At 49.1% G+C, this 26,279-nt stretch carries 27 protein-coding genes, 3 pseudogenes and 1 riboswitch; of the genes and pseudogenes, 3 read left to right on the top strand and 27 right to left on the bottom strand.

Going from position 1 to position 26,279, the window contains the following annotated elements; translation table 11 throughout:
• Positions 1-91: 91 nt before the first annotated feature.
• Positions 92-730 (bottom strand): ThuA domain-containing protein, encoded by a 639-nt coding sequence (locus tag ASL14_RS14450; RefSeq protein ID WP_134912104.1) that lies wholly within the window; start codon positions 728-730, stop codon positions 92-94.
• Positions 731-1,155: 425 nt separating this feature from the next.
• Here ASL14_RS14450 and ASL14_RS14445 point away from each other — a divergent pair, with 425 nt between their 5' ends.
• On the top strand, positions 1,156-1,605 hold the full coding sequence (locus ASL14_RS14445) for an AbrB/MazE/SpoVT family DNA-binding domain-containing protein (RefSeq protein ID WP_134912103.1): 450 nt from the start codon (positions 1,156-1,158) through the stop codon (positions 1,603-1,605).
• 164 nt (positions 1,606-1,769) lie between these two features.
• Here the strand turns inward: ASL14_RS14445 and ASL14_RS14440 are convergent, their stop codons facing one another.
• From ASL14_RS14440 to ASL14_RS14360, 19 genes and pseudogenes are all read right to left on the bottom strand, one after another.
• Positions 1,770-3,224 (bottom strand): cobyrinic acid a,c-diamide synthase CobB, encoded by a 1,455-nt coding sequence (locus ASL14_RS14440; RefSeq protein ID WP_134912102.1) that lies wholly within the window; start codon positions 3,222-3,224, stop codon positions 1,770-1,772.
• Positions 3,217-4,305: a cobalt-precorrin 5A hydrolase gene (locus ASL14_RS14435; protein WP_134912101.1), complete on the bottom strand. Its 1,089-nt coding sequence runs from the start codon at positions 4,303-4,305 to the stop codon at positions 3,217-3,219. The genes ASL14_RS14440 and ASL14_RS14435 overlap by 8 nt, the downstream gene beginning before the upstream one ends.
• Complete coding sequence (cobM, locus tag ASL14_RS14430; RefSeq protein WP_134912100.1) at positions 4,298-5,092, bottom strand: precorrin-4 C(11)-methyltransferase; 795 nt, start codon at positions 5,090-5,092, stop codon at positions 4,298-4,300. Before cobM ends, ASL14_RS14435 begins: the two co-directional genes overlap by 8 nt.
• Positions 5,089-5,805, bottom strand: a complete 717-nt coding sequence (gene cobI, locus ASL14_RS14425) for a precorrin-2 C(20)-methyltransferase (protein ID WP_134912099.1) — start codon at positions 5,803-5,805, stop codon at positions 5,089-5,091. The genes cobM and cobI overlap by 4 nt, the downstream gene beginning before the upstream one ends.
• A gap of 29 nt (positions 5,806-5,834) precedes the next feature.
• Entirely contained in the window at positions 5,835-7,091 is a 1,257-nt protein-coding gene (gene cbiE, locus ASL14_RS14420) for a precorrin-6y C5,15-methyltransferase (decarboxylating) subunit CbiE (RefSeq protein WP_134912098.1), read from the bottom strand.
• A complete protein-coding gene (locus tag ASL14_RS14415) occupies positions 7,084-8,229 on the bottom strand; it encodes a cobalt-precorrin-5B (C(1))-methyltransferase (protein WP_134912097.1) in 1,146 nt (381 codons plus the stop codon). The genes cbiE and ASL14_RS14415 overlap by 8 nt, the downstream gene beginning before the upstream one ends.
• A 74-nt stretch (positions 8,230-8,303) precedes the next feature.
• Entirely contained in the window at positions 8,304-8,948 is a 645-nt protein-coding gene (locus ASL14_RS14410; RefSeq protein ID WP_014278561.1) for a precorrin-8X methylmutase, read from the bottom strand.
• A 147-nt stretch (positions 8,949-9,095) separates the two neighbouring features.
• Entirely contained in the window at positions 9,096-9,875 is a 780-nt protein-coding gene (gene cobK, locus ASL14_RS14405; RefSeq protein ID WP_134912096.1) for a precorrin-6A reductase, read from the bottom strand.
• Positions 9,872-11,016, bottom strand: a pseudogene (locus ASL14_RS14400) (sirohydrochlorin chelatase). Before ASL14_RS14400 ends, cobK begins: the two are co-directional and overlap by 4 nt.
• A 95-nt stretch (positions 11,017-11,111) precedes the next feature.
• On the bottom strand, positions 11,112-12,947 hold the full coding sequence (cobJ, locus tag ASL14_RS14395; protein ID WP_134912095.1) for a precorrin-3B C(17)-methyltransferase: 1,836 nt from the start codon (positions 12,945-12,947) through the stop codon (positions 11,112-11,114).
• A 128-nt stretch (positions 12,948-13,075) separates the two neighbouring features.
• On the bottom strand, positions 13,076-13,303 hold the full coding sequence (locus ASL14_RS27170; protein ID WP_189338162.1) for a hypothetical protein: 228 nt from the start codon (positions 13,301-13,303) through the stop codon (positions 13,076-13,078).
• Positions 13,262-13,445, bottom strand: a riboswitch (cobalamin riboswitch). (Overlaps the previous gene by 42 nt.)
• 57 nt (positions 13,446-13,502) lie before the next feature.
• Positions 13,503-14,057 carry an LOG family protein gene (locus ASL14_RS14390; protein WP_134912094.1) on the bottom strand — a complete coding sequence of 185 codons (555 nt, stop codon included), beginning with the start codon at positions 14,055-14,057 and terminating at the stop codon, positions 13,503-13,505.
• 171 nt (positions 14,058-14,228) lie between these two features.
• Positions 14,229-15,074: a uroporphyrinogen-III synthase gene (locus tag ASL14_RS14385; protein ID WP_134912093.1), complete on the bottom strand. Its 846-nt coding sequence runs from the start codon at positions 15,072-15,074 to the stop codon at positions 14,229-14,231.
• A gap of 107 nt (positions 15,075-15,181) precedes the next feature.
• Positions 15,182-16,354 carry a GerAB/ArcD/ProY family transporter gene (locus ASL14_RS14380; RefSeq protein WP_134912092.1) on the bottom strand — a complete coding sequence of 391 codons (1,173 nt, stop codon included), beginning with the start codon at positions 16,352-16,354 and terminating at the stop codon, positions 15,182-15,184.
• A gap of 39 nt (positions 16,355-16,393) precedes the next feature.
• Entirely contained in the window at positions 16,394-16,618 is a 225-nt protein-coding gene (locus ASL14_RS14375) for a hypothetical protein (RefSeq protein WP_134912091.1), read from the bottom strand.
• Positions 16,611-17,833 (bottom strand): annotated as a pseudogene (locus ASL14_RS14370) (Ger(x)C family spore germination protein). Before ASL14_RS14370 ends, ASL14_RS14375 begins: the two are co-directional and overlap by 8 nt.
• Complete coding sequence (locus ASL14_RS14365; protein WP_134912090.1) at positions 17,833-19,458, bottom strand: spore germination protein; 1,626 nt, start codon at positions 19,456-19,458, stop codon at positions 17,833-17,835. The pseudogene ASL14_RS14370 and the gene ASL14_RS14365 overlap by 1 nt, the downstream one beginning before the upstream one ends.
• A 238-nt stretch (positions 19,459-19,696) precedes the next feature.
• Positions 19,697-19,867 carry a hypothetical protein gene (locus tag ASL14_RS27400; protein ID WP_189338161.1) on the bottom strand — a complete coding sequence of 57 codons (171 nt, stop codon included), beginning with the start codon at positions 19,865-19,867 and terminating at the stop codon, positions 19,697-19,699.
• A gap of 423 nt (positions 19,868-20,290) precedes the next feature.
• Complete coding sequence (locus ASL14_RS14360; protein WP_134912089.1) at positions 20,291-20,533, bottom strand: WGxxGxxG family protein; 243 nt, start codon at positions 20,531-20,533, stop codon at positions 20,291-20,293.
• A gap of 185 nt (positions 20,534-20,718) precedes the next feature.
• On the opposite strand from ASL14_RS14360, the gene ASL14_RS14355 reads away from it, so the two are divergent.
• The gene (locus ASL14_RS14355; RefSeq protein WP_134912088.1) at positions 20,719-21,237 is read left to right on the top strand and encodes a DUF3231 family protein; all 519 of its coding nucleotides are present in this window, start codon (positions 20,719-20,721) and stop codon (positions 21,235-21,237) included.
• Positions 21,238-21,371: 134 nt separating this feature from the next.
• On the opposite strand, the gene ASL14_RS14350 is transcribed toward ASL14_RS14355, so the two are convergent.
• From ASL14_RS14350 to ASL14_RS28115, 3 genes and pseudogenes are all read right to left on the bottom strand, one after another.
• Positions 21,372-21,869 carry a hypothetical protein gene (locus ASL14_RS14350; RefSeq protein WP_134912087.1) on the bottom strand — a complete coding sequence of 166 codons (498 nt, stop codon included), beginning with the start codon at positions 21,867-21,869 and terminating at the stop codon, positions 21,372-21,374.
• A complete protein-coding gene (locus ASL14_RS14345; protein ID WP_134912086.1) occupies positions 21,847-22,392 on the bottom strand; it encodes a PadR family transcriptional regulator in 546 nt (181 codons plus the stop codon). Before ASL14_RS14345 ends, ASL14_RS14350 begins: the two co-directional genes overlap by 23 nt.
• 266 nt (positions 22,393-22,658) lie before the next feature.
• Positions 22,659-22,814, bottom strand: a pseudogene (locus ASL14_RS28115) (transcriptional regulator); the annotation flags it as partial.
• A gap of 702 nt (positions 22,815-23,516) precedes the next feature.
• Here ASL14_RS28115 and ASL14_RS14335 point away from each other — a divergent pair.
• Positions 23,517-23,918: an ArpU family phage packaging/lysis transcriptional regulator gene (locus ASL14_RS14335; RefSeq protein ID WP_237171576.1), complete on the top strand. Its 402-nt coding sequence runs from the start codon at positions 23,517-23,519 to the stop codon at positions 23,916-23,918.
• A 74-nt stretch (positions 23,919-23,992) separates the two neighbouring features.
• Here ASL14_RS14335 and ASL14_RS14330 read toward each other — a convergent pair whose 3' ends face one another.
• From ASL14_RS14330 to ASL14_RS29590, 4 genes are all read right to left on the bottom strand, one after another.
• Positions 23,993-24,172: a hypothetical protein gene (locus tag ASL14_RS14330; protein WP_134912084.1), complete on the bottom strand. Its 180-nt coding sequence runs from the start codon at positions 24,170-24,172 to the stop codon at positions 23,993-23,995.
• Between the two features lie 24 nt (positions 24,173-24,196).
• Positions 24,197-24,637 (bottom strand): hypothetical protein, encoded by a 441-nt coding sequence (locus tag ASL14_RS14325; RefSeq protein ID WP_134912083.1) that lies wholly within the window; start codon positions 24,635-24,637, stop codon positions 24,197-24,199.
• A 235-nt stretch (positions 24,638-24,872) separates the two neighbouring features.
• Positions 24,873-25,310, bottom strand: a complete 438-nt coding sequence (locus tag ASL14_RS29595; RefSeq protein ID WP_442953154.1) for a transposase — start codon at positions 25,308-25,310, stop codon at positions 24,873-24,875.
• Positions 25,249-25,650 (bottom strand): hypothetical protein, encoded by a 402-nt coding sequence (locus ASL14_RS29590; protein WP_442953153.1) that lies wholly within the window; start codon positions 25,648-25,650, stop codon positions 25,249-25,251. The genes ASL14_RS29595 and ASL14_RS29590 overlap by 62 nt, the downstream gene beginning before the upstream one ends.
• Positions 25,651-26,279 lie beyond the last annotated feature (629 nt).

Here is a 26,279-nt window from a genome sequence, read left to right as displayed (position 1 = left end):
CCCTACCTGTATTTCCTATAGTATAACCCGAAAAGGGGAACCGCATAAAGTCCGCAGCTCCCCTTCCCTAGTTTTGACGACATCAGCTATGTTAGCCCGGCAAGCGTCCAGCCCACTTGGCAGCCTGAAGAATCAGCTTACGATATCCTTCATGCTGGAAGCTTGGCTGATTGTGTCCAGGCATCAAGTAGACGACCCGACCCAAGCCATAGGACAACGACCAAGCTGCTGGCCACCATTGGCCCTCGTGTTCGTATTCCATCAGCAGTGTTTTTTCAGTAAACGGGTCAAAATCAAACCGATACGGCTCCTCCTCGATCTCAAACGGTTCAATCCCTTCCATAATCGGATGGTCCGGCTCCGTCACCTTGAAGGACAACTGACCCGCAGCAGGATGCCGCAAAAAACGCGCCCCAATGAGCTGTGCAATTTCATACCGACCTTGCAACGTAATTCCGTTATGCAGTACGAGCAGTCCACCTCCGCCACTGACGTAGGATAGCAGCCCTGCTGTTTGCTGGGGAGACAAAACCTCCTTGCGGCTGTCGCAGTACGAGATGCACAAATCAAATGAGGCTAGGTTTTCCTTGAGCAGCATTTTACGATTTTCGCTGCATTGTACCGTCATCCAATCCTGTAAAATATGGCTAATCTCTCCGTCCACCCCTTGTAGCGGGTGAAACTCCGGATACGTATAATCTCCTAACAACAATGCTTTTCTTCTTTCCATGATGAATCCTCCTTGCCTAATCTGTATATAAGGATTTTAAAGGCGATGCCCCGTGTCATTTGTTCTTATTGGTGGATCGGGCGCTCCAAAATTTCAATTAACCCTCACCTGTTGCGCATAACAACGCCATCATCGTCCGGGCTACGGCATATATAAATAATTCTACAGGCGGGCTATGAAATCCTTTAGCAGAAGATTATAGCATATATATTTGATCGGAATAAACATACTCAAAAATTTATATGCGTGAACGCTGGCGAATTCATCGGTTTATGGTATACTCGTAAGAAAAAAAGCGTGTCCATGCGTTTTCTAAAAGGCTGGATCGCTTTTTAGTGAAGTTTATGCTTGCGGTTGTAGAATTGTTAAGCTTTGCTTAAAACTTATACATTCTATGAATCTTAAAAACCGGGGAGGTTGCATGAATGAAGAGGACTGGAATGACCCGGCCTTTGGACAGCTTGGGACGAATTGTGCTTCCTAAAGAGTTGCGCATGACGATGGAGATTGACATCGGCGATCCATTAGAGTTTTTTATTGAAGACCAGACACTCATGCTCCGTAAGTACAAATCAACCAATTGCATATTTTGCGGTGCGGTTGATACAAACACCTATTTTAAGGACCAGTTTATTTGTGACGAATGTGCAGCCGCAATGAAAACGGAAGATTTGCTTCCAGTCACTTCGGCAGAAACCAATTCGGCTCCAATCAAGCAAAATATGCATATGAAAAAGATTTATCAGCGTACAGATGTTATTCTGGAAAAAATGAGAGAGCTTATGGAAGAGCACCCGGCATCCTCACAAAAACAACTCGCTTCTATGCTAGGCGTGAGTCAGGGAAGGATTTCCCAGTTGAAGAAGCTCATGTGAGCGAATCACCAAAAAAGTAATGAATACGCTTCCATGCAATGTAAGATTGAATCTTGCCTAAGTTTAGAAAAGCCGGACCCTTGTGATAAAGGGAACCGGCCTTTTTGCGTACATATCAAGTTCTTCATTTATCCTGTTAGGGACTACAGTTGCTATATAGCGGATTACTGACCGTATGCCCTGCACTTTTCCACCCAGCGTGCTGCTGCTTTGGGAAAAGAGGCGAGGTGAATATGCGTGTAGGCTGCCAACAGGTTACCCTTTGCATAGCCTTCGCTCTGGAGCCCCCGCATCCCCTTAGTTTGATAGGCATAAGGGTACGGGGAGGCTGATTCATCATAGACCATCACGGAATAATGAAACTCATGTCCCCGAATTGTCTCTCCAGCCTCCAGCAACAGACAATCCTGTAATGCAGTTGCTTCCCGGTATCCGAGCGTGGCCCGCTTGTCCTGCATTCGCACATCGGACGGGATGACCCCCGCCATGCTATGCACAGCACCGGAACGATCTGTAAGCGTACGTGCCAGTACCATGTAACCACCGCATTCGGCGAATAGAGGCATATCCCGGTTTACCGCGTTGCGGATATCTTCCAGAAAGCCTGTATTCGCAGCGATATCTGAGGCGAACTCCTCGGGGAAACCGCCGCCCAGGTATAGGCCGCTTGCATGCTCAGGTACGCGTTCTCCTGCCAGCGGACTGAAAAAGGAAAGTTCAGCTCCCGACTGACGCAGCAAATCCAAATTTTCCGGGTAGTAAAAATTGAACGCCGCATCTCTGGCTACGGCAATGACCGGATATTCCCCGGCGTCGGCTTGCTTCTCCGACGAAAGCCGATCCGGGGCAAATAACGGCTGCGCTGGCAAAGACAGCGGCGGAGCCGAGTCCGCCAGTGCCCGCAGCGCGTCCAAATCCGTGCCTGCGCGGATCAGCTCTGCCGCCCGTTGGAAGAGCGGTTCCAGCTCGCCGCGCTCGACAGCCGGGACCAAGCCCAGATGACGCTCGGGAATATCCAGCCCGTCGTCGCGTTGGAGCCAACCGAGCACGGGGATGCCGCACTCCTGCTCGATTGCCTTTTGGACGATGCTATAATGTCCTTGGCTTCCGCAGCGGTTCACGATCACACCCGCAATGCGCAGCTTCGGCTCCAAACGCTGGAAGCCGAGTACAATAGCGGCAGCGCTTCGTGCCATACTACGCACATCAACGACCAGCAGCACAGGGCTATCCGTCAGCATGGCGATTTCGGCGGTCGACCCGGTATTGCTGAGCGGGTCCTTGCCGTCATACAGCCCCATGACGCCTTCGATTACAGAAATATCCGCACCCTCGGAGGCGCGGATAAAGGTTTCACGCACCGTGTCCGGCGAGGTCATCCATGAGTCGAGATTACGCGAAGGCGTTCCGGTCGCGGCGGTATGATAGGTCGGATCAATATAATCCGGTCCACACTTAAAGCCCTGCACCCGCAGGCCGCTATCGGCAAAAGCTTTCATCAGCCCAAGGGTAACGGTCGTCTTGCCCGCGCCGCTGCCCGTTCCAGCCACGACGATACGGCTTCTGGGTGCACCAGCGGCCTGATCCGTCCGCACATCCTGCTTATTGCGGTCAGTCATAAGAAACCCGTGCTACGGAAATGGTCATGTTGCCGCTTTTTTTCTTCTCCAGCAGCCAATGGTCTGCACCGGAGGACAGCAAGGCCGAAGGCTCGCTGACACCGTACGCTCCTGTGTACTTGAAGACCGTTTCCGATGGATTGAGAAGCTGTACGGTGTTTAGCTCTGAAGGCGTATACGTCACCAGCTCCCAGCCATATTTGGCGCAAAGGGCAAGCAGGCCCTCTTCATTCTTTTTCAGATCAATGGTCGCAATATTGCGCACGCTTTTCACAGACAAGCGAAGCTCATTCAAGGTGTCCAGCACGCCAGCCTCCAGCTCCTCCACAGCAGTACCCCGATTACAGCCGATGCCGAGTACCAGACTTTTCGGACGATACAGCACGCCATTCGTTAAGAACTGTTCCTCTTCCTCCGGCTCCAGCAGGCGGTCGCTAACGACCAAGGCCGCATTAAACGGCTCTTGTGACGCTTCTGCCATCGAACCATATACCTTGATATGGGCAGGCACAGGCTTGTCATAACGCCACCAGTTCCGTTCGCCTGTCTCTTGAACAAGCGCCACAGGCTCCTCATTCACAACAGCCGCGCTCACCGGAGTTGCCTTGTCGAAGCTGTCGACCACCCAACCCAATTCCCGACCGAACATGTCCACCGGAATCGTGCCCTGTACATCCGATGCAGTAGTAATTACCGGGCGTGCGCCGAGTACGGAAGCCACATGACGGGTCAGTTCATTAGCACCGCCCAAATGCCCGGACAGTACGCTAATGACATGCTCCCCGCGATCATCAATGACGACCACCGCCGGGTCTACCTTTTTATCCACTAAAATCGGCGCAATCATACGGACGACCGCACCGAGGGAAATAAATAAAATAATACCGTTATATTGCTTAAATAAATCCGGCAAAATCAGCTTAACCGAGCCTTCGAACAATTGAATGCCGCGCTCCTGCTCGTCACCCCGCTCAAACTTGGACATGTAATACACATCCGTGCCCGGAAAGCTGGCTCCTAAATGACGAACCATCTCCACTCCGTGCTTCGTGATCGCCACAGCGGCAAATGGATTACTCACCGGGCTTCACTCCCTTCCGGTAGCCGTGGGTGAACGACTTATCATACAGCTTGGAACGATGCGCGTCCTTGTCTACCAGACCAGGGTCCAGCGCCCAACCTGCCAAAATCATCGCATGCATCGTAATTCCCGCTGCGCGCAGATCGGCAGGCAATTGAGCGAGCGTTGTGCGCACGATCTTTTGGTCCGGCCAGGTTGCACGTTGTACAACCGCTACAGGTGTGTCCTCGCTCCAGCCAGCCGCCAGAAACTCGACAACGACCTTCTTCGCCAACGTTGCACTAAGGAACAACGCCACTGTACAGTGATGGGATGCCAAGTCGCGCAGCTTTTCCCGATCCGGTACAGGTGTGCGGCCTTCCGCGCGCGTCAGGATGACGGTCTGCGTCAGGTCAGGCACAGTCAGCTCTGCGCCAAGCACGGCAGCAGAAGCGAAGACCGAGCTAACACCGGGCACGATTTCATAAGCGACTCCGCGCTGCTTCAGCAATACCATTTGCTCCAAAATCGCCCCGTACACTGCCGGGTCCCCCGTATGTACACGAGCTACACTGCGTCCAGCCTGTACAGCCTCACTCATAATTTCGACCTGCCGCTCCAGATCCATGCCTGAGCTTTGCAGCACCTGCGCCTCTGGCTTGGCCGTGGCAATCAGCTCGTCGTTCACAAGTGAATCCGTATACAACACAACATCGGCTGTACGTAAAATCCGGGAGCCCTTGACGGTAATCAGCTCCGGGTCGCCGGGACCCGCTCCTACGATATATACTTTCGGCTCCAAGCTCATTTGCTCACCACCATCAGACTTAGATATTCAAGCTCCTGTCCGCGCAGCTCGCGCGCGTTACGCCATACCATTTCATAAGGAGAAGTGACCTTGGTAATGACAGATGCACGGTCCCCAAGATTGAGTTCATCCAGCACATCCAAAATCAAATCCAGCACCTTGGCAACCTTGATAAACACGACCGTATCGTGATTCTCAATCGCCCGCTTCATCGCTTCCCGATCATCCGTAGCCGGAATAATACCGACCTGCTGATCTCCGTCTGCCAAAGGCACTTCCAGCGCTGCCGCCGCTCCCAACACAGACGAAATTCCAGGAATAGATACAATCGGCACCTCAGGATGGAGATCCTTCATGAGCCGTGCCAAGTGAATAAAGGTACTGTACAGATTAGGGTCTCCCTCTGTAACAAAGGCTACATCCTTGCCTTGACTCAGAGCCTCCCAGCAGGCAACCACCGTTTTGTTCCACTCCCGTTCCAGTACAACCGGGTCCTTGGTCATCGGGAAAATGAGCCCCAGCATCTCTTTTTCCTCCGGGTTTACGTACAGCTCCACGATTTCATGAGCATACGATTTGCCTCCACGACGTTTTTTCGGATAAGCCACAACTGCGCATTCCCGAATCATGCGGTACGCCTTGACCGTAATCAGCTCGGGATCACCCGGCCCCACGCCTACGCCGTAAAGTGTTCCTGTTGCCGCCGTATTCATGCTGTCTCTCCCCCTCTTGATCTACCAAATTACTCCCCTGCTACCTCGTCAGCCGCTTCCACCGACGGCCGCCCTGTAATGACATATATCGGATTCAGTCCGTCAAAACGCGTCATATTCAAAATCGGCTTGCTACGCGCTGTTTGCAGTAACGTCACCGAGGTTTCCAGCCCCGCTTCTTGCATCGCCTTCATGCCGTCATGCAGCGTTTCAATCGTTGCGGCATTCACTACGATTCGTCCATCCGCACGCAGACGAGAAGAACACAGACGGATCAGCTCCGCCAGCTCTCCCCCGCTTCCGCCGATAAACACCGCATCCGGGTCTGGCAGCTCGTCCAGTCCGGCAGGCGCTTTGGCGTGAATGACCGGAAAATCGGTGCGGAATTTGATCTTGTTCGCTTCCACATTGGCGAGATCGCCTTCATTCTTCTCAATGGCAAACACTTGCCCGTACTTCGCCAGCCGCGCACACTCCACAGCTACAGAGCCGGACCCTGCTCCAATGTCCCATACAATGCTTCGCTCCGTCAGACGCAGCTCGGACAAACTGAACACGCGCACTTCACGCTTCGTAATTAGCCCTTTTTCCGGCTTGCGCTGGTGAAATTCCGCATCCTCAAAACCAAATCCCCGACGAATCGCAGGCACGTCCGCACCCTTACGGCGGCGCAAAATAACCACATTCAATGGTTGGAACGTTCCCTGCGCCATTTCTTCCAGCGTATAATGCCGATACGTCTCACCCGGTCCGCCCAAATGCTCGCCGACAAAGGCATCGTATTCCGTCATGCCATAATGCAGCAGATAGGCAGCGACTGCGGCGGGATGATTCCGGTCGTCCGTCAGCAGCGCGACCTTGTGCTGTCCGTCGATCCGCTGAACCAGTCCGGTCATCGGACGGCCGTGTACGCTTTCCAGCACCGCATCCTGCCAGCTCTCTCCCAGACGTGCAAATGCCAACTGAACCGAGCTGAGATGCGGCAAAATATCCAGATGCTCAGCCCCCAGCTTGGCGGACAAATACCCTGCAATTCCAAAAAAAAGCGGATCGCCTGACGCAAGCACGACAATATCCTTGTCCTCACGCAAACGTCCCAATTCTTCCACCACGGCGGAGAAGCCGCTCTTTAATGTTCGTTTTTCGCCTGCGGCTGTCGGAAAAAAGGCCAGTTGGCGCTCTCCGCCAACCAGCACGTCCGCACGCTCGATTCGCTCCAGCGTCTCCTGCGACAGACCTGCCGCTCCATTTTCGCCGATACCAATGACACGGATCACTCTACTCACCGACTCTCGCCCTCCCCAGCACATTCCCTTTCATCGTTACCAGTACCATTTCTACAACGATTCCGCCACCTGCATGCTCCAGACAATGCTGACAGCCATAGGTGCACAGCTTTTCAAAAAAGCTCAACGCATTCGCTTCGGTCATCATATCCGCCACCTGGGTAGCTGTATTTGCCTCGGCCACCGCTGCTGCAAGCGACTCGTCCACACCCGCTTCACGCGCGACCTCGGCCAAAAAGCCAAAATCCACCGGGGCGCTCTTGGAATGAACCATCATGACACCTTGAGCGACCTTCGACAGCTTGCCGGGCATGCCGACAAGAATAATTTTCTTCATTCCCAGCCGTTTTCCATGCTTGATTGCAAAGCCGACAAAATCGCCCATCTGAATAAAGGCTTCTTCCGTCAGCTGATCGTACATTTGCATTGCATATTTTTCACTGCTGCCGCCTGTGGTCAGGACAATTTCCTTGCAATCCATCGCTTGCGCAACCGATATGGCCTGCACGACACTGGCTTTATAAGCCGACGTGGAAAATGGAACCACCACACCTCGCGTACCCAGTATGGAAATACCGCCAAGAATACCAAGTCGCCCATTCAGCGTCTTCTTGGCGATTTCTTCGCCGTCCGGTACGCTGATGACGACACGGACACCTTTGGCCGATCCATGCTCTTCAAGCACGCCTGTGACGGCCTCCGTAATCATCCGGCGCGGCACAGGATTGATCGCTGCTTCCCCGACAGGTACAGGCAGGCCGGGCTTCGTCACCCGCCCCACGCCGATGCCTCCGTCCAGCTCAATGCCCGGCTCCTCACGCCAGCTAACAGACGCGATAATTCTCGCCTGATGCGTCGCATCCGGGTCATCGCCGCCGTCCTTGATCGTCGTGCAGGAAGCCTCGTCCGCGTTCAGCACAGGCTCGATCAGCTCAAACGCATGATCGAATCCCGCTGGCAGCGATATCACCGCTTCCTTCGGCGGAATGCCCGTGATGAGCAGTTGCACCGCTCCCTTGGCAACCGCAGCCGCACAGGCTCCGGTTGTAAAGCCTGACCGCATCGGCTTGTCCGGCGCGGGGGCTTCACCACTTTTCATCCGTTTGGGTCTGTCGGCGGACGCCGCTTCCTTTTCCATGCCCATTCCTCCTTAACCTCTCATGCTGATCATGCTCCAATTCATTTCATGATACAGCAAACAGACAACCGCATCTAGCGGACAGCCATTAAGGAGATCGCATTCAATGCCGCCACGACGATGGTACTGCCACCCTTGCGCCCAATATTCGTAATGAACGGAATATCCAGCTTGCGCAGCTCGTCCTTCGATTCTGCCGCCGATACGAAGCCGACAGGCATTCCGATAATCAGGCCGGGCTTGGCCGCTCCTTCTTTCACCAGACGAATCAGCTCCAGCAGCGCTGTCGGCGCATTACCAATCGCATAGATACCGCCTTCGCCTGCCTGAATCGCTTTACGCATCGAAATAATGGCGCGTGTCGTATTCAGTCTTTTTGCTTCCTCCATCACGTCCGGGTCCGAAATGTACACATGCACATCTCCGCCAAACTGACGGATACGATCCTTGCTGAGTCCCGCCTGAATCATTTGCACGTCAGCAACGACCTGCTGCCCTGCGCGAATGGCTGCAACCCCGGCTTCAATCGCTTTCGGATGGAACACCATGCTGCGGCCCAGTTCAAAATCAGCAGACGCGTGAATCACACGTTGTACGACTGGATATTGCGCTTCTGTAAAAGGATGCTCTCCCAGTTCTTCCGTGATCATCTCGAAGCTTTTGCCCTCAATCTCCTGCGGCTGCACCGTTAACGGTTTGAAATCTGTTTTAAAATCCATCGTTTCGACTACTCCTTTATGGAAAATTAGTTTATATACGTATTTTAAGATGACTATATTTTAAATACACGTCAGAAAAAGTTCTGGATTTATCGGATTTACTGGGTTGTTAATTACCCGGATCGATCAGATTCACAGGGTCATAGTTCAGATCGAAGGGTCCACTTTGGTTGTGCGCAGTGCGTCGATCACTCCGTCAAAATGATCAAATACGGTGCCAAATTCCACTTCCGGTCTGGATATCAAAATGACATGAATCCCCAGCTCCAGGGCAGATTGAACCTTCTCATCTACCGCTCCCGTTCGTCCGCTTTCCTTGGTGACCATCACCGTCGTGCCGAAATGCTTGTACAATGCTTCGTTCATCTCGCGGGAAAAAGGTCCCTGCATGGCGATAATATTTTTTTGCTCCATGCCCAGCTCGCCGCATTTCTCCATATTGTCCAGACGCGGGAGCATGCGGGCAACCAAACGAATATCCGGGTCTCCCAGCAAATGCTTGGTGAACGTGCCGAGCGTCTTGCCGCCTGTTGTAAGCATGATGGAGCCTTTGAGCTGCTTCGCTTCCAATGCGGCTTCCTCATAGGAAGGTACGATGTGAAGTAACGAATGATTGTCATACACCAGCCCTGCCCGCTCATAGCGAACATAAGGAACCCCGGACTCGCGGGCTGCTGTCATGGCATTCGCATGTGCTTCTTCTGCAAAAGGATGACTGGCATCAACGATAGTCTGCACTCCCTGTTCCCGAACCACTGCTGCCATTTCATCGGCTGTCATTCGACCTGTACGTACGTCCAGCCCCACTTCGGACAGGCTCGCTGCCGCGCTTTCTGTTACGACGGAGGCCAATACTTTGAAGCCGTTGTCACGGATTTGCAGCGCCAGTTCCCGAGCATCGCTCGTTCCGCATAGCATGAATATCATGAGCCCTTCACCTGCCCGCTGCCAGAAATGCCGCTCCCGTTCACCATAGACGGCGTATGTGAATGATCGTGGTGGTGTTCATGATCATGGCCATCATGGCTGTGCGCATGTACATGCTCATGCTCGTGATCATGTGAGTGTTCCTCATGATGATAATCGTGTCCATGTGCATGGTGGTCATGGTCGTGATGATCATGATGGTGATCGTGATGATCGTGGTCATGTCCGTGATCGTGGTCATGTCCGTGATCGTGGTCATGTCCGTGATCGTGATCATGGTCGTGGTCGTGGTGATGATGGTGGTGCTCCTGCGCCTCCAGACGGAACTGGCAGTTATCGCAATTGGCCATCACCTTGCCAACCAAGCCTTCGTTGGCACGCTCCAGCACCAGCTCGACCAATTGTGGATGGAACCCAAAATATCCGCCCATTTCCACGTGTAATTCAGGATGAGACTCCGCAAATTCCTCTGTCATTTCTCCGATACGCTTAATCAGCACACCCGTGAATAGAAAGTATGGGAGCACGATGATTTTTTTGGCACCTAGACGTAGACAGCGTTCCAAGCCATCTGGAAAAGAGGGCTGAGTCACACCGATAAAGCTGCTCTCCACCCACGTATACGGGAGTTTTTCCCACAGCATACGGGTAATTTTGAAAAAGTCGCTGTTCGCATCCGGATCGCTGCTTCCGCGTCCCAGCACCAGCACAGCCGTTTCTTCATCCGTCACCTCGGCAGAAGCCTCCACAGCGCTATCCATACCGGCTGGAACCGCAACCGGACGGGCCTCTTTCAAGCGGCTTTGCAGAATACTGACAATTTTTCGTGAACGCCAATCGGACGTCCGTATACAAATTCCACCTGCGGATATTTCGCCTTTGCCCGGTCAATCGCCATCGGAATATCAATTTTGGCATGTACCGCTGCGAACAAAATAATCGGAATAAGAACGACACGCGTCGCCCCTTTTTCCACACATGTCTGCACTCCTTCGGCAATGCCGGGACGTGCCAACTCCAGGAAACAGGTTTCCACGCACATATCCGGTACCCGATCTGCCACCGCCTGTGCAAATTCCATCAGCTCCTGATTCCCCTCCGGGTCCCGACTTCCATGTCCAACCAACAATATTGCATTCACTGCTGTATTTTCCTCCTCATCAAAATAGGGATGACCTGCAAGACGCCCTATTTTATCTATATGCTTACATCCATAAAAACAGGCTTTCTAGCCCATTAATCGCCACAGACGGCATTCACTTCCACTATTGCAGGCGCATCTTCATGCCGAAAACCCGCTACCACGCCCACACGCTTGAAAAATTTATGAAAACGCTCGTTCGGATGCCCTTTTTCCTTATATTCAGCGATGACATTCTCAACGATATCCGTAATCTGATCCCCCGGAATGCCCTCTGCCACAGGTTGAGCGGCATGAGCGTTGCGTCCGAATTTTTTGCCGCCGAGGAACAGATCATATCCTCCCTTGCGGTACACAATCCCGATATCCTCCAGCACCGCTCCATAGCAGGCCATACCGCAGCCGTTCAAAGCAATGCTCGTTTCCTTGGGTGCCTGCAATCCGCCCAGTACAACCTGTAGATGCTCCGCCACAGGCACAGCGTCATCCTTCTCCATATTGCAGAAGTCGCACGCCTTCATCTTAAACACATCGCCAATCGGCATCACGATGAATCGTTCATCCCGTAGCCGCCCTACCAGCTCCTCCGGGTCCGCGCACGGCACGCGCAGCACGATCTGGTGATCCGGCGTGTACTCCAGCTCGCCTTCATCACCCGCTACCTCGGCGAGCAGCGCCATCTGGCGAGCGGTGAACTTCTTGTTTCCCACGCCGGGGGAAACGCCCACCTCAAACAGCGCAGGCTTGCCAAAGCTGCCTGTCGCTGTCCCGGCCGTAGCCACCGCTCCGGCCACGGCTGCCGTTCCGGCGACGCTCACGGCGGGCGCTTGCCCGTTCCAGCGCGCGCTCGCTTCGCCCGGCAGCTTGCCGCCCGCAGCGAGGCGGCTCAGCGCCTCCGCTGCCAGCGATGCCGGGGCCGCCCCGGCTTGCGCCGAAGGCGCGGCCTGCACGGCAGCCACCGCTTGCGGGCGTGCCTGCGTGGCAACCGCAGCAGCACCGCTCGCGGAAGGCGCGGGCGCGGTCCCGCCAGCTCCCGCAGGGGCTGGCACTGCGGGTGCTGCGCCTGTCTGCGACGCATTCAGCGCGCGATCCTCTTCCGCACCCAGCGACCACGGCTCCGCTTCCGTGCGGAGCCGCTGATGCGGCTTGAGCGCCTGCTCGGTCGCACCCAACGTATACTTGCGCTGATACCCGCGCGGCGTCACGATCAGACCGTCATACACCATCGTCGAAGAATTGCCGATGATGACGGTCGTCAGCATACCGATATCATGGTTGAGCATGTTCTCCAGCGTCGTCACAATTACTTGCTGACGGTCGCGATAAGCACTCTTGACCAGCCCTACCGGAGTCTGCGGATCACGGTAGCGCAGCAAAATGGACTGCGTCTCAACTATCTGGCGTGTACGCCGACCACTGCGCGGATTGTACAGTGCAATGACAAAATCCGCCGAAGCTGCCGCTTCTACACGTTTCACAATCGTTTCCCAAGGGGTCAAATGGTCACTCAGACTGATCGTGCATGCATCATGCATGACGGGCGCACCCAACAGCGAAGCACAGGACTGAATCGCCGATATTCCCGGCACGACTTCTACCTCAACCCCGTCCTCACGGCGCCAGCCCTTTTGCATCAGCACTTCGTACACTAGCCCGGCCATGCCATATACGCCTGCGTCTCCACTGGAAATGACGGCTACCTTCTTGCCCATCTCCGCCTGTCGAACCGCCTCCTGCGCACGGCTCACTTCCTCTGTCATGCCTGTGCGCACAATCTCCTGTCCGTTCAACAACGGGCGGATCAGATCTACATAGGTGTTGTAACCGATAATGACCTCACTCTCGGCCAGCGCGTCCAGCGCCCGTTTGGTGATATGTTCCATATCCCCCGGTCCGAATCCAATCACGAGCAATTTTCCTAATGGGCTCATCGTTATCCTCCTTCTTAAATCTATGCTATGTTTTCCACACTTCTATCTATTTCACTTATATATGGACATCCTGTAACTAAAAAAAACCCATCCTGCCCGGATGGGTTTCCTATGTACGCATCGTATCATCAGACGGACACAGCATAAGAAGACACTTCTTGTCTTCCGCCATCGTGCCGTTGCTTTCCATCTGCCTGTTCACGCTTGAAATGCTTCTGCATGTTCAGCTCCACGCAAACCTGCAACCAACATGGAAAAAGCAGCGTGCGCCTGATTTCCTGATTTCGTACACCCATCCTCTCCGCGAAGGTTAACGGTGCATACAGATCAAGGTAGGTCTCCTGGCTCGGCATCAACAGATTTTTTCGTCTTCCCCGTTTTCTCACGAGTGACGTCTGAAAAAATCCTCTTCCTTACAGTGGCGGGACCGCTCGGGACTTGCACCCGATTCCCTGTTACCCTTCGCTATCACAAAGGCACCTTGTCTGTCCGCTATTTGATTATGGGTCTTATCATAACCTTGGCTCAATCAGTTGTGCAAGCATGAAAAACGCTTTATTTCAAGTTCTCTGCCTTATTTTTTAACATATGCAACAATTCGTCCGGGTCCGCAGAGATACTCAGCAGCGTTGGATGGTCAACTCCGGTAAATCCCTCGCGCACACTATGACGCACCATTTCCGCCAACGGGTCAAAATATCCGTTCACATTCAGCAGCCCGATGGGCTTGCGATGAATGCCGATTTGCGCCCAGCACAGCACCTCGAACAGCTCTTCAAATGTTCCCAATCCCCCCGGAAGGGCAATAAAGGCATCCGCCATTTCGCTCATGACCGCTTTGCGTTCATGCATGCTTGCCACCTCAATAAATTCGGTGACTCCCCGGTGAATAATCTCTGCATCGAATAACAGGGTCGGCATAATCCCGGTGACCTGACCGCCCCCGGCCAGCATCGCATCTGCGACCTCACCCATCAGCCCCTTGCTGGAGCCTCCATAGATCAGACGAACATGATGTCGGGCCATAGCCTCTCCAAGCTTGCCTGCCTCCTGAAGATATACCGATGAATGTCCGGGTCTGGACCCGGCAAATACACAAATGGAATTCATAATGTCTCAGCTCCTGTTCTGGTATCCCGCATCGAGGCTTTTTCATTATATTAAATAAATATTTTCGTTATAACAAAAACTTCTGTCGATGCATTTCCAACAAAAAAAGATAAAGACCCTGTAGGCCCTTATCTTTATTTTACCCTTTATCACAAGGATATAGGTTAGTTTTCAGTTCACAACTTCAAGACCGTAGCCGTGCACCGAGGCGCTATGCTCAAAATATCTTCCCAGCTCCACCATCATCGCGCCCATTCGTTCCTCCACTGGAAACACGATCCGTTCAATACCTTCCTCCAAAATGGACTGCGCCGTCACCTTGCCTACCGACACAGCGATCACATCATGGCGAAAAGCTTCCAGCACGTCTTCCATCTGCTTCTGTTCCCTCGCATATTGGCACAAAAAGCGGATTTGCGGACCACTGGTGAACGTAACTGCATCAACATTACGATTTACGATATCCGCTAGCAGTGCTTGCAAATTCGCTTCCTCGGGTGGAATATGCTTATAAGGGAGCACCTGCCGGGTAACTGCCCCCTGCTCGTCCAGCCATTTCACCAGCCGTGGGGTCGGATCACCATGCAACTGCAACAGCACTTCCTTCCCCTTCAGATCATACGGCGCAAAAGCACGCGTCAACCCGTCCAAACTTCCATCCTCGTCCCGTACATCTGGTATGAAGCCACGCTTTTTGAGTCCATTGACCGTCTTGTAGCCGCGCGCCGCAATGTTCGAGGATTGCAGCAGCTCCATAATCTGCTCCGCCACGCCCATATCCTCCGCCATATCGAACAGCGCGTCCAGCCCCATACCTGTCGTAAAAATGTTCCAGTCCGGCGGCTGCTTCACCCACGATACAACCGCATTGCGCAGCTCAATATCATCCAGAAAAACCGTACCCTGGGCCGGACGCTGCACTGGCTCGCCTCCCATTTTTGCAACCAGCAATGCCATTTCGTCTGCTTTACGGGGACCGGCAAGGGCAACTCTCTTGCCTGCCATGCGTTGTGCCATCCTGTTCCCTCCCTTGTAGAAATCGAAGTCATAATCCTTTCTACCAAGTATACAATTAGAGGGCTGAAAGACAAATAAGAATTCTTTTTCCAATGAATATAGTAAACTTATAAGTTAGCTTGTCCTGTTCTGCCTGCCTGTTGGCTTTCTTGCTGGCTCGTGCTATCCTGCTGACTCACACTATCCTGCTTCTCTCCAGATGGCTTAGGATATTTGCTATCTTCTTTAGGCTTGGATCGGAGCAGCAGCCATAGCACAAAAGGCATGAAAACAAAGAAAATAACCATTACCATCGTCCATTCCCGGCTGAAATCATAAATTTGGACGATATTAGAGAACAGCATAAAGGAACAGACATAACCCAACAAGCCTACGGGCCAAACCATCAGACTCCCCCGTGTGTGGGCAAACATGCGCTTTACCGCCAAACTGGTTACATACAGATCAACACCAATCTTTGTAAGCAGGGTTGGTACAGTCAGTGCAGCCACAAACAAGTCGAACCGATCCAGAAAGTCGGTTAACTGCAATTGACGCGCCAGTTCATACGATGGATAAAACAGCCGCGACAAGATGGGAATACCGATAACCAGCTCCGACAGCAGCACCATGATAATGATAAAAACGGTTCCGGTCAAATGTCCAAGCCACGCACTCCGGGGACCATAGCTTTTTCCCGAAATCACAAAAGGCAACATCATAATATCTGCCATATATCCGAGCATACGCCAGCTACCTTTGATAACTCCACTTACATCCGGGTGCAAAATCGGTCTCAGTTCCGAAAAATCCATACTACGCCCGAAAAAGAGCGGCATCGTCAGAATCGTCAGAATCGACAACGGTACAAAAATCTCCGCCATATTCACAATGGTGCTTATACCGCCCTTGGCCATGAACGTTAAGGTCAGCAGCATAATAAGGGATATGACAACAATCGGAGTCAGCGGCAAAAGTACAATTTCCACCAGATCAGTAATAATTCTCATATCTCGTGCAAAAATGATCAGAAATAAAACAATATAAACCACAAGTAGCATACGCCCTAGCACGGGGTGAGAACTGACTATGGCCTGTAGCAGATCCTGATCCGGAAAACGCCGCTTAAGCTTCAACATCGCCCAGATCGGCAAGCATATTACGATGGCAGCAATCGCACAGGTCCAATAGGCATGCTGATGCGCGTAATCTGCTGCCTGCGTCGGAGCATGCACAATGGTAATACTGACCTCCATCAACATACCAAGCAGCACGATTTGTCTGGTTGTGAACTGTTTCATACAGGAGACCTCCTTTTTCCCACAGGCATCTTGCGCTCGTTACAACGCAGGAGGGAGCCACATATCAATAAAACGGCTTAGCCATGTGGCCACATAAACGGAACTCTTTGTCGAGGTTCCGTAGATCCAGAGACCCATGCTAATGACATACAATACGCGTGAGACCCAGCGATTGACGGCAGGTGCAGCTTTCAGACTTTTGCGTTCAATCAGATACATGAACAGCATAACCAGCACCAAGGGTAACAAAAATACTTTATTCATTCTGGATTTGCTCCTTTTTGATCCCGAATGGTTTGGTGATCGCACCGATATTCTCAATATGCACGATCGGGTTTATGGTGACCTCCACCTTGGGATACAATTGCTCCCATCGAGGTTTAATCCGTTTCCATTCATCTGGACGACTCATAATGATAGCCCGGCCAAAGCCAAGTATGTCTGAATGATATTTTTGCTGAATAACCCGGACAGCCTCACCCAGCTCTTTCTTGATCTCTTCGGCAGCCTGCTGCTCCAGCCACTTCAAATTTTCCTCATTGGATATATCGAAAGTTGTCTCATGCTCCCTTACATTCCCATTGCAGTTCAGACGAATGGTCATTCGTATATCATCCCCTGAATATGAGGCTTGATATGGACGCTATTTTCGATGAGATGAACGGATATATAACCAGCACTTTTAGGAGGAGAAATGAATATCTCCGTATCCTTGGCCTGCTCCATCCCCAATAGTAGAAACCGACTTAGATGGTTATCGATAATCCCTGTTACCCTGTCTTTGCGAAATACAGCCAGCCCATCCACCTGAATATTCGTCTTCTTGTCCTTTATGTTAGCGGGACCATTTTTCACGAGAGACATCACCGGCACAACCGGATCAATACCATCCAGCAGGACTGAATTCATAAACAACTTAATGGAGCGGGGTTTCTTCATATATGCAAAGTTGAGCTCACGCACCATCTCTGCTGGATATTGCTCAATCGGGGCATCCGCCTGAAGCACTTCCAGCGCCGAGCCCTTCGTGATGACTACCAGCGAAGACAGACGGTTCTGCGGAGTACGCGCCAATACATCCATAAATTTGCTGATCCCCTCACGTGCCAGTGCCTCGCCGAATAATAGTACCCGTCGATGGGAGAAATTCAGCGTTCGTGAAACTCCCCGCTGTTCCTCGGCGCTTGCTCCCCGAAAGCTTGGACCTATCTTGGACTCCAGATAATAGGATTTCGTTCCCCTTGTGCCTCCCCCACCTCCTGTGCTTCCCGAAGAACCGAGCTGTCCGGGGAGAGCAATTTGCATCGTTACACGGTATTGATCCCCTTCCTTATCCAAACCGGTACCCATTACAAAGGCTACATCGTTCACTTCACGACGATCCCAGCATCCCCCCAAAAGAACAGAACAAAGCAACAAACAACCGAGCACAGCCGCTTTACACACTTTTCCTGCATTACATCCTTCGGGCTTCTTCATCACCATCCCTCCTCGGTTGTAGGCGATCCATTCATCTTTTCCTTCGCTCGTTTGTTGTTGCCTTTTCCAATCCAGGAAGGTCGTTTGGTCAATTTCCACCATGGCGCACGAACGACGATATCCTTTTGGTCCATGTGATTATACGGGCTATACCCGCTCATGTAAGGCACACCAAACGACGTTAGCTGGGTTAAATGTGTAGCGAGCAGTGTGGTTGCGATAATGATTCCAAACAATCCGAATACCCCCGCCATCAGCATGATCGGAAACCGCAGCAAACGAACGGTGATAGCAAAGTTAAAACGCGGAATAGTAAACGACGCAATACCTGTGAGTGACACGATAATAACTACCGGTGCCGACACAATTCCCGCCTGTACAGAGGCTTGACCGATAACGAGCGCGCCGAGGATACTGACAGCCTGGCCGACCGTTTTGGGGAGACGAATCCCCGCTTCCCGTAACGCCTCAAAGGAAATCTCCATAATCAATGCTTCCACCAGGGCGGGGAAAGGGATAGATTCACGCGCCGCCGCAATACTCAAAATGAGCGTCGTCGGCAGCATATCCTGATGATAAGTTGTGACCGCTACATATAATGCAGGCAAAAAGAGGGCTAATATGAGAAAAAGAAACCGAATCCAGCGCACCATATTACTGATGAAAAAGCGTTCGTAATAGTCTTCGCTCGCTTGCATCATCTGCCACATCGTGACTGGCCCAATCAGGGCAAAGGGCGTACCGTCCACAAAAATGGCAAAACGTCCTTCCAGCAATTGCGCGGTAACCGTATCCGGACGTTCCGTGTATTCCATTTCCGGAAACGGTGAAAAAGGGTGATCCTCAATCAGTTCCTCAATGTATCCTGTCTCCAGCACACCATCTATTTCGATATCGCTAAGCCTTTTTTTTACATCCTCCACCAGCTTCGGATCTATGATACCCTCGATATAGGTAAGTACAACACCTGTTTGGGTTTGTGTTCCCATGGTCATGCTGTGCATCTTGAGCTTGGAGGTCTTCAGCTTGAATCGCAGCAAAGCGGTATTTACACGAAGGGTCTCGGTAAATCCTTCACGCGGCCCACGAATAACCGCCTCGGTCTGAGGCTCCTCCACGCCACGGCGAACGCCTCCCTTAGCACTGAAGATATACGCACGAGACTTACCGTCTACGAACAAGGCGGCATTGCCGTCCAGTATCGCCGCCGAGACCATTTTCCATTGATCCATCGTTTTGGTCTGGGACATGGAAATCCGAGTTTCATCCAGCGGATCTAATGTTCCGTTTACCTCGGGGTCCTTAAGCATCATGCCCAAAATGAAAGGCCGCAGGATATGATCCTGCAAATCCTCCGATTTCACCGTGCCTTCAATATAAGCCAACATCCCTTTGCGTTCAGGGGAAATCATCAGCTCTCGATAGACGAAATCAGAGCAATCCTTGAAAATATCACGCAAAGCAGTCAAATTGTCTTCCAGACTGCTCCGCAGCGGCTGTTCCAACCATGATGGTTCAGGCAGTCCTTTAAGAGCATCGTAATTTCGTGTCTTGCGATCTGCAGCCGGAATCGTGCGCCGGCTCCACGGTAATCTCGGCAGCTTGGGAAAGTGTACTTTCTTCATCGTTATCCCCCTCTACGAATGGCCGATCAGGAATATGACATGTAGGATGTACCAGCCTGCAAAGGATTATGTATCCAATAAGCACAAAGAGAAGACTCCAGTTCCACTTTAAGGTGGTTTTGGAGTCTTCTTTTAATCTGATCTTAAAAGTTACCTATTGCGCCACTGCGCAGTCGGATGGTGCTTCCCATCGCCACCGCCCTGCTCTGCCGACCAATTTAGGTTAGCAGAGCTTTTTTTATTTCTCTCGTTTTGACAATGTAAAATTGATTATCTCTCCAGTTACAGTTCCAGTCAAAATAATATAAAACATCATAGCATTCAGCTTATATCCCAGTGCATAAAAAATTCCTATGCCTATTGCATAGCCTAGCAAAATACCCGCATAACGTTTTAAAAATTTGTTCATGGAGTACACCCGATAGGGACAACAGTAGTTATTCGATGGGCGTCGTCTTTAAAGTTTGTTGTTATAGTTACTTCTCCACGGTCGGTCTGAATAACTTCGGTTTGGATCTGATTTTCCTCTGACTCAGTCAATTGCTCCGCACTACCTACTGAAGGTAAAATAGTTGCGCAGAGTAATACCGATGCCAAAATGGGTACGAACACTTTTTTGAAAATTCCCATAAAATAAATCCCCATCTTACCTGGCTTAATGCAGCTGCAAATAGTTCTATATCCGATTTTAACACTTTATATGTATGGTTCATGCTGATCACCTCGATAATCATTCGATGAACGATGTGGTAATTCCTTCAACAAAACAATCCCCGCCGACCAGTTAAGGACAGCAGGGATTTTAAGGTGTTTTTTGAGCTATTACTTACGATTATCTTTTTTTGTGGTTTTCATGGTCGCGACGTCTTAACCCTGCCAATCCAATTAATCCTAACAGACCAAGCCATCCCCAATTATCATTATCGTCATCGTTATTATTAGTAGTCAGCATTTGTGTTCTACCATTGTCCTTTGTGCCCATATTGGTTTCATTGTTTTCAGCAAATGCTACTACCGCTCCAAAACTTGAAATCATTAATGCAACAACAACCATTATCTTCATTTTTTTCAACATGCCTAAACCACTCCTTTAAATTTGTGTTTCCAATCAATTCTTTAATGTATTTAGCATGCCCAGTAGAACTTATTTCTTATACATTATTTGTAATGAAAGCATTACTCTTACCTTCACATTAAATCTTCACTACTGGGAATCATAAATTTGTACAACATTAAAATAAACAAGGAGTGGTTTTTATAATGGGTATCCTAAGCGGGAATCCAAAAGACGAGCCCATGCATTACGGAGAAATTTATAGTGTGTGGCAGTTTTCGGCGTTAGCAAAGGGCAGCGTTTCATTTTACCAAGCATTTTCAAACCACGCAGGAGATAAAGAACTCAAAAAAGTACTGGATGATCTTATTGATCAAGCTAAACTGGAAATCCAAGAATGCGACGCAATGCTTACTGATAATGGTATTGCCCCAGCCCCTATTATGCCTGAAAGACCCCCTGTGAAACTTGAGGATATCCCGGCTGGTGCAAGGTTTACTGATCCCGAAATTGCAGCTAAAATCGCATTAGATACCTCTGTGGGATTGACATCTTGCAGCCAAGCTATGGGTCAATCCATTAGAGTAGACATCGGGGCTTTATTTGCGAAATATCATCTAACTAAGACTGCTTTGGGAGTTCGTATTCTAAAAATGAACAAAGAAAAGGGGTGGCTAATACCTCCTCCTCTTCAATTAAAACGACCTGAACCAGTTAAAGCCTAAATTTCCTGTAAGATCTTCAACACACTGTTCCTTAGATTCTTCAACAAAAATCCCCGCCGACCAGTTAAGGTTAGCGGGGATTGGCTTTGCTTACATTTAAGCACCTCCGATCTTCTGATCAGCTCATTCATGAATTATACATACCTGACGTTATTAAATTTCTTTTCTATATCTTCAGCAAATTTTCCGCCCTCATCGGCTAAATGTTTTCTCATAAAGAATCCACCAAAACCATTTATCCATGCTGCAAAAGCCAGTAGCCGAGATGGAAAGTCCGCTCCAATCGTACAACTAAATTCGCAAGAGTTGTTATCAATAGGCGTGATCTTCATTTCCCATGGAACTCCAACAATGGCGGGTATCCATCGCCATATATATGCTTCAGTCTTGTCAGAGTAGAAACGCAAATGATCCTCTGCGTGCTCTTTTAATTGATAGTGCTGAACAATCATTTCATTCCCCATATTTTCCACATTAACCATATAGAATTCATCATTTTCAAAATAACTGCCCATTGCCTTGTGAGCTTTTGAAAATGTTTCATATTCAGCTGGAGTCATCTCAGTTACCCATTTGTACAAATCCACATTTTTAGCTGCAATCTGCAATTTAAATTTCTTTGTCATTCTCATCTTCATTATCCTTCTTTCCTATAATTTTTCTTGTGAGTTCATCGTGCCAATTCATAATCATTTGAAAATATTCTTTGCCAAACATCAACGTCGCGTGCTCATATACACCCATCTCATGAACATGCTTCTCTTCTATCAAGGCAAGCTTGTTATGTTCACAGGCGACAGTGGTTTGAAAGCTGGCAATCAATCGAACAACCTCAAGCTCGTCAAGATATTTATAGAAGAAAAGCTTATTCAAATACTCATAATTAAAAGGGGAAAAAGTACATGGTGTTTTTAACCATTCTATAAATTCACTCTTCCCTTTTTCCGTGATACCATATGATTTTTTGAATCTGCCTTCCTCTACCACTTCTTCATACGTGATAAGCTCCCTCTTTTGCATTTTTTTCAGCATAGGATATATGCTTCCGAAGCTGGCATCAATAAAGTTGGAAGTACTTAACGCCATCTTCTGCTTGATTTCATATCCTGTCATATCCTTTTCACAGAGGAACCCAAGTATTACATAAATCAACATAAAATCTATCCCTTCTTTCCTTGCATAGTGAATTATCCTTCTGAAATCAAAGGGAACTTATATCTGTTTACATGTAGCGAATTTATATATATCGATTCGATATGTATAACATAAGAGTTGACGATCGATTTGTCAATAGCGGTTGCTGAAATTTTATTTGGAAAGATTATTTAAGCTACGCCGGACCAGAATCAAAGAATAACAGTACTACGCTTTCAAAATAAACAAAAATAAATCCAAAGGATGTTATCCGATGTATCCAAATAAGGTCCCTTTGTCTCTTTCTCAAGTTCTTGGGAATTTCGTTTCGCTTGATGTTTTTTTGAATAATGTACTTCCGCTTTCCCTCTCATTTGCCGCGCCATTTCCTCAACCTTGTCCCATTTACGTAAAGACCTATGCACGTTTGCCAAAGTCAATAGTCTTTTTTCAATATTCGCATAACAAACCAGAATACTTTCCAACAGTTGGTGTAGCAGTTCTCAGCCACCTTGCTAGAACCAAGGAGAAGATCAAAAGACTGTCTCCGGAAGAATACCAACTACAGTCCTCTGTGACATCTTAAGCCCATGTCTAAAGTTGGGCGCAGTTTATCATATAGAGTGCGACATATGTATTTACGAGACATGTTTCAACGCAACTCGGAACGGCGATCTGGCTGATGTTCGAGGCATTTGTTGAGGTTGTAGAGGAAGGAATACTATATTTCAGAAAAGCTAGTCTTTCGTTAGATGGCTTGCTTGTTAGAGTGAAGAGATTTTATACGACCTGTTAAGGGGTCAGATTGTTAGCTGCGAATGTCTAATAGAACAGAAGGGATTAGATATTAAAATGACTACAGATTATCGAAAATTATTGATGGAATACGGCTATCCATGAGACTTGGTAAGCGGATAGAGTCTGAAAGAATGTCAGGCCGAATGGGACGAGTTCTGCACGGTATGCATCTCGGAGTAGTACAAACAACCCCCGTATTCCTTTTCCGGGTCGCGGGGGTCAATCGACTAAATCTCACCAAATTATACCAAGGGTGAGAGGATAGCGATAATGGGGAAAAGAAGAAAAACAACTTACAATTAACTTTTAACATTCTACCGATTGATCATAAAGCGATCCGCCTTGCCGTGGAGGAATATCTGGAGACGGTTCGGCAGTATCAGCAGATTGGTTTTGTACGGCGCGAAGCGGCAATTACGCAGGCGTATTCATATAGAGAGCATCAGTCCACCAACGCGATCAGCAAACAAACGGAGGACATCGCTACGTACAACGTGGACAAGGAAGCAAGGTTTCAGGCTAAAGATCGGCTCCTTGATATGGCAATGAGCAAACTTTCCAACATTCAGCGTGAGGTTATTCAGAGGAGCTATTTAGACAATGAGGCTGAATTTGATTATATCAGTTGCGGGGAGATGGGAATTAGCGAGAGTACGATCAAGATCGAGGCATTAAGCATTTTAGCTGCTGCATTGAGACTGGAAGTGATTAAAGAACAAATAAACTATGGAAGTGAAGTTGTTTGTTAAGCCAGGCTACCATAACAAACAAGGGTGGAGTGATATATTTTATCAACTCCACCCTTTTTCTATGTTTGATGATTTCAGTCTTTTTTCTTGGTACCGCTTTTTACTACAAAAAACAACAATGATAAGAAAAATAGAGCCTGTGAAGTTTTAACCATCAACCTGATTCCTTCACCTGAATCTTTTATATCGAACAGAATATCAGCAATGGATACCAAACCTGTAGTAATAAGTATAATCAATGCGAGTATGTACACGTTTAGTCCCCCTTTTGTTCGGTTTTACAGCAGGAAGAAGACAATTGCTCTCGATGCGGGTTCGGCCAACCATGCAGGCAATCCAACATATTTTAAGGCGTAAGCAAGACCATCCTCTGCTGTGCCTGTGAAATCTACCATGATATCCAAAGCTTGCATTATTACTTGATAGCCAAGATAATATTTCAAAGTTTCTTTTGCACCGTCGGTCAAAAGCGGTATCTTATCTACATAAATTTTTATCTGTTCATTCCAAGCACGTGATCCAATATTCTTTAGTTTAGAAATTAATTCTAACGCTACTTCTTTTGCGAACTTTGATCTCCAGCCTTGTGTACTTACTTCTCCAGATGGACGTTGAGTATCGACCAGTCCAAGATTAGTGCCTACAGTTTTGAAAAGGTCATCATAATCAACTTGTCTTAATTCTTGCTCTACTCTTTCATCAACAATTCCATTTTCCAAGTCAATCTTAGTCTCTGAAGTTATAGAAGATTCTACGTTGTTTGCAGCTTGAGCATTGGCGAAAGCAGAAATGTAAACGATGACAACATATGAGCTGATAATGACGCGATACCCAATTGCTTAAACTTTTGCATAAAATCAATCCTCTCTTCATAAATTTGGTATATTCATCAATATACTAACATGAATTATATGTTTTTTGTAAAATAGAGGGATATAGTAGCACGTCTGTTGATTAACCAGAATAAGTAATTTGATTCATAGAAGCAGAGACACGCTTAAGAAGAACATGCTGAATCTGGATCAGCCATTCCACCGGTAGATTTTGCAGAAGAAAAAGACGAGAAAATCGAGCAAAAGAAAGAATGGCATGTTTGGGCCACGTCCCTTGAGCGGCATCAAATAACCATTTATGCAGGACATAAACGATGAGCGCGCAAAAGAGTTGCCCATAAACCGCATTTTCGGTCGTGCCAAACAGCGTTGGAATATTCAAATGTTGCTTGATCCAACGGAAAAAGACCTCAATCTGCCATCGAGCTTTATACATCTGTGCGATTTGTTCCGCCGTGACCTGCATTAAATCGGTAACGACTCGGATTTCTCGACCTTCAAAATCCCGGAATATCACCACACGATGACGTTGCTCGGAACGACACTGCGGTGTCCCCAACTGGCAAGTGATATCCCGAATGACGGATGAATCTGCCTTCTTGAGACGGGAAAGTGCATGAGGTTTCTCCAAATTTGACGTTTTCGCGAAGCCGAATGACAAAAGATTGTCCTTGGATTTTGAAGTCGTCCAGACGCTCCAGTTTCCCATAAGCACGGTCCATCACCACAATGTAGTCCGGTTGAGCCAACGCTTCACTCACGGGGCCATCATGTTTGGAGCGTTTCGACCACCCGAAGGGGTTGCCCATTTTGGACTCGTAAAGCGACATGAAGTTTAATACCTGCACGCTCCCCGTGATAAGGAGCCCAGGGTAGTCGTGTTTTTTTCCCACCGTCATGGTAGTCGAATCGATGAGGAGTAACTCTTTGGGAAACGTAAGTTTTCGGCGTGTTTCTCGGCTACACTTGTGAATAACCCGATGATGGTTATTATAGCCTATGAAAAGTGACTGTTTATTGAACAATTTATGACCGAATGATGGCCGTTCGTTAGACTTTTGATGTGGTAAATTTGTATCATGGAAAATCAAATGAGGAATACACTACAGCTTTCGAGTCTCGGTGATCAGTAAAATGGTCTTGTCATTCCTCTCTAGTAACTTAGTACAAATGCTTTTATGCAACAGCGAAGCGTTTTGCATCCCGCTTGCGGGAATAGGTTTTATCGCTGTTTATTTTTTCGGGTTTTAATAAGTGCCTGTGTTACTTTGGTGCTATAAATACATAGGCAGATACAAGTTACTCATTTGGGTGGCTTTTTTATTGCCTTGAAAGGTTGAAAAGGTTTTGAAGAAGAAGCAGACGAAAGGAATTTTGCTACACATGAAAGGACCACCAAAACAGACGAAAAAATGCAAAGGTTGTGTATGGGGTAGATGGGATGGTATAAAACAGTTTTGTTTGAGGCCACGTCCTTGTGTTAAAGGGGGGAATCTTCTTGAATGTTTTTGAAGGAGCAAATGTAGAT

This window comes from Paenibacillus sp. IHB B 3084 (assembly GCF_001447315.1).
GTDB lineage: Bacteria > Bacillota > Bacilli > Paenibacillales > Paenibacillaceae > Paenibacillus.
This window is presented reverse-complemented; position numbering and strand designations above follow the sequence as displayed.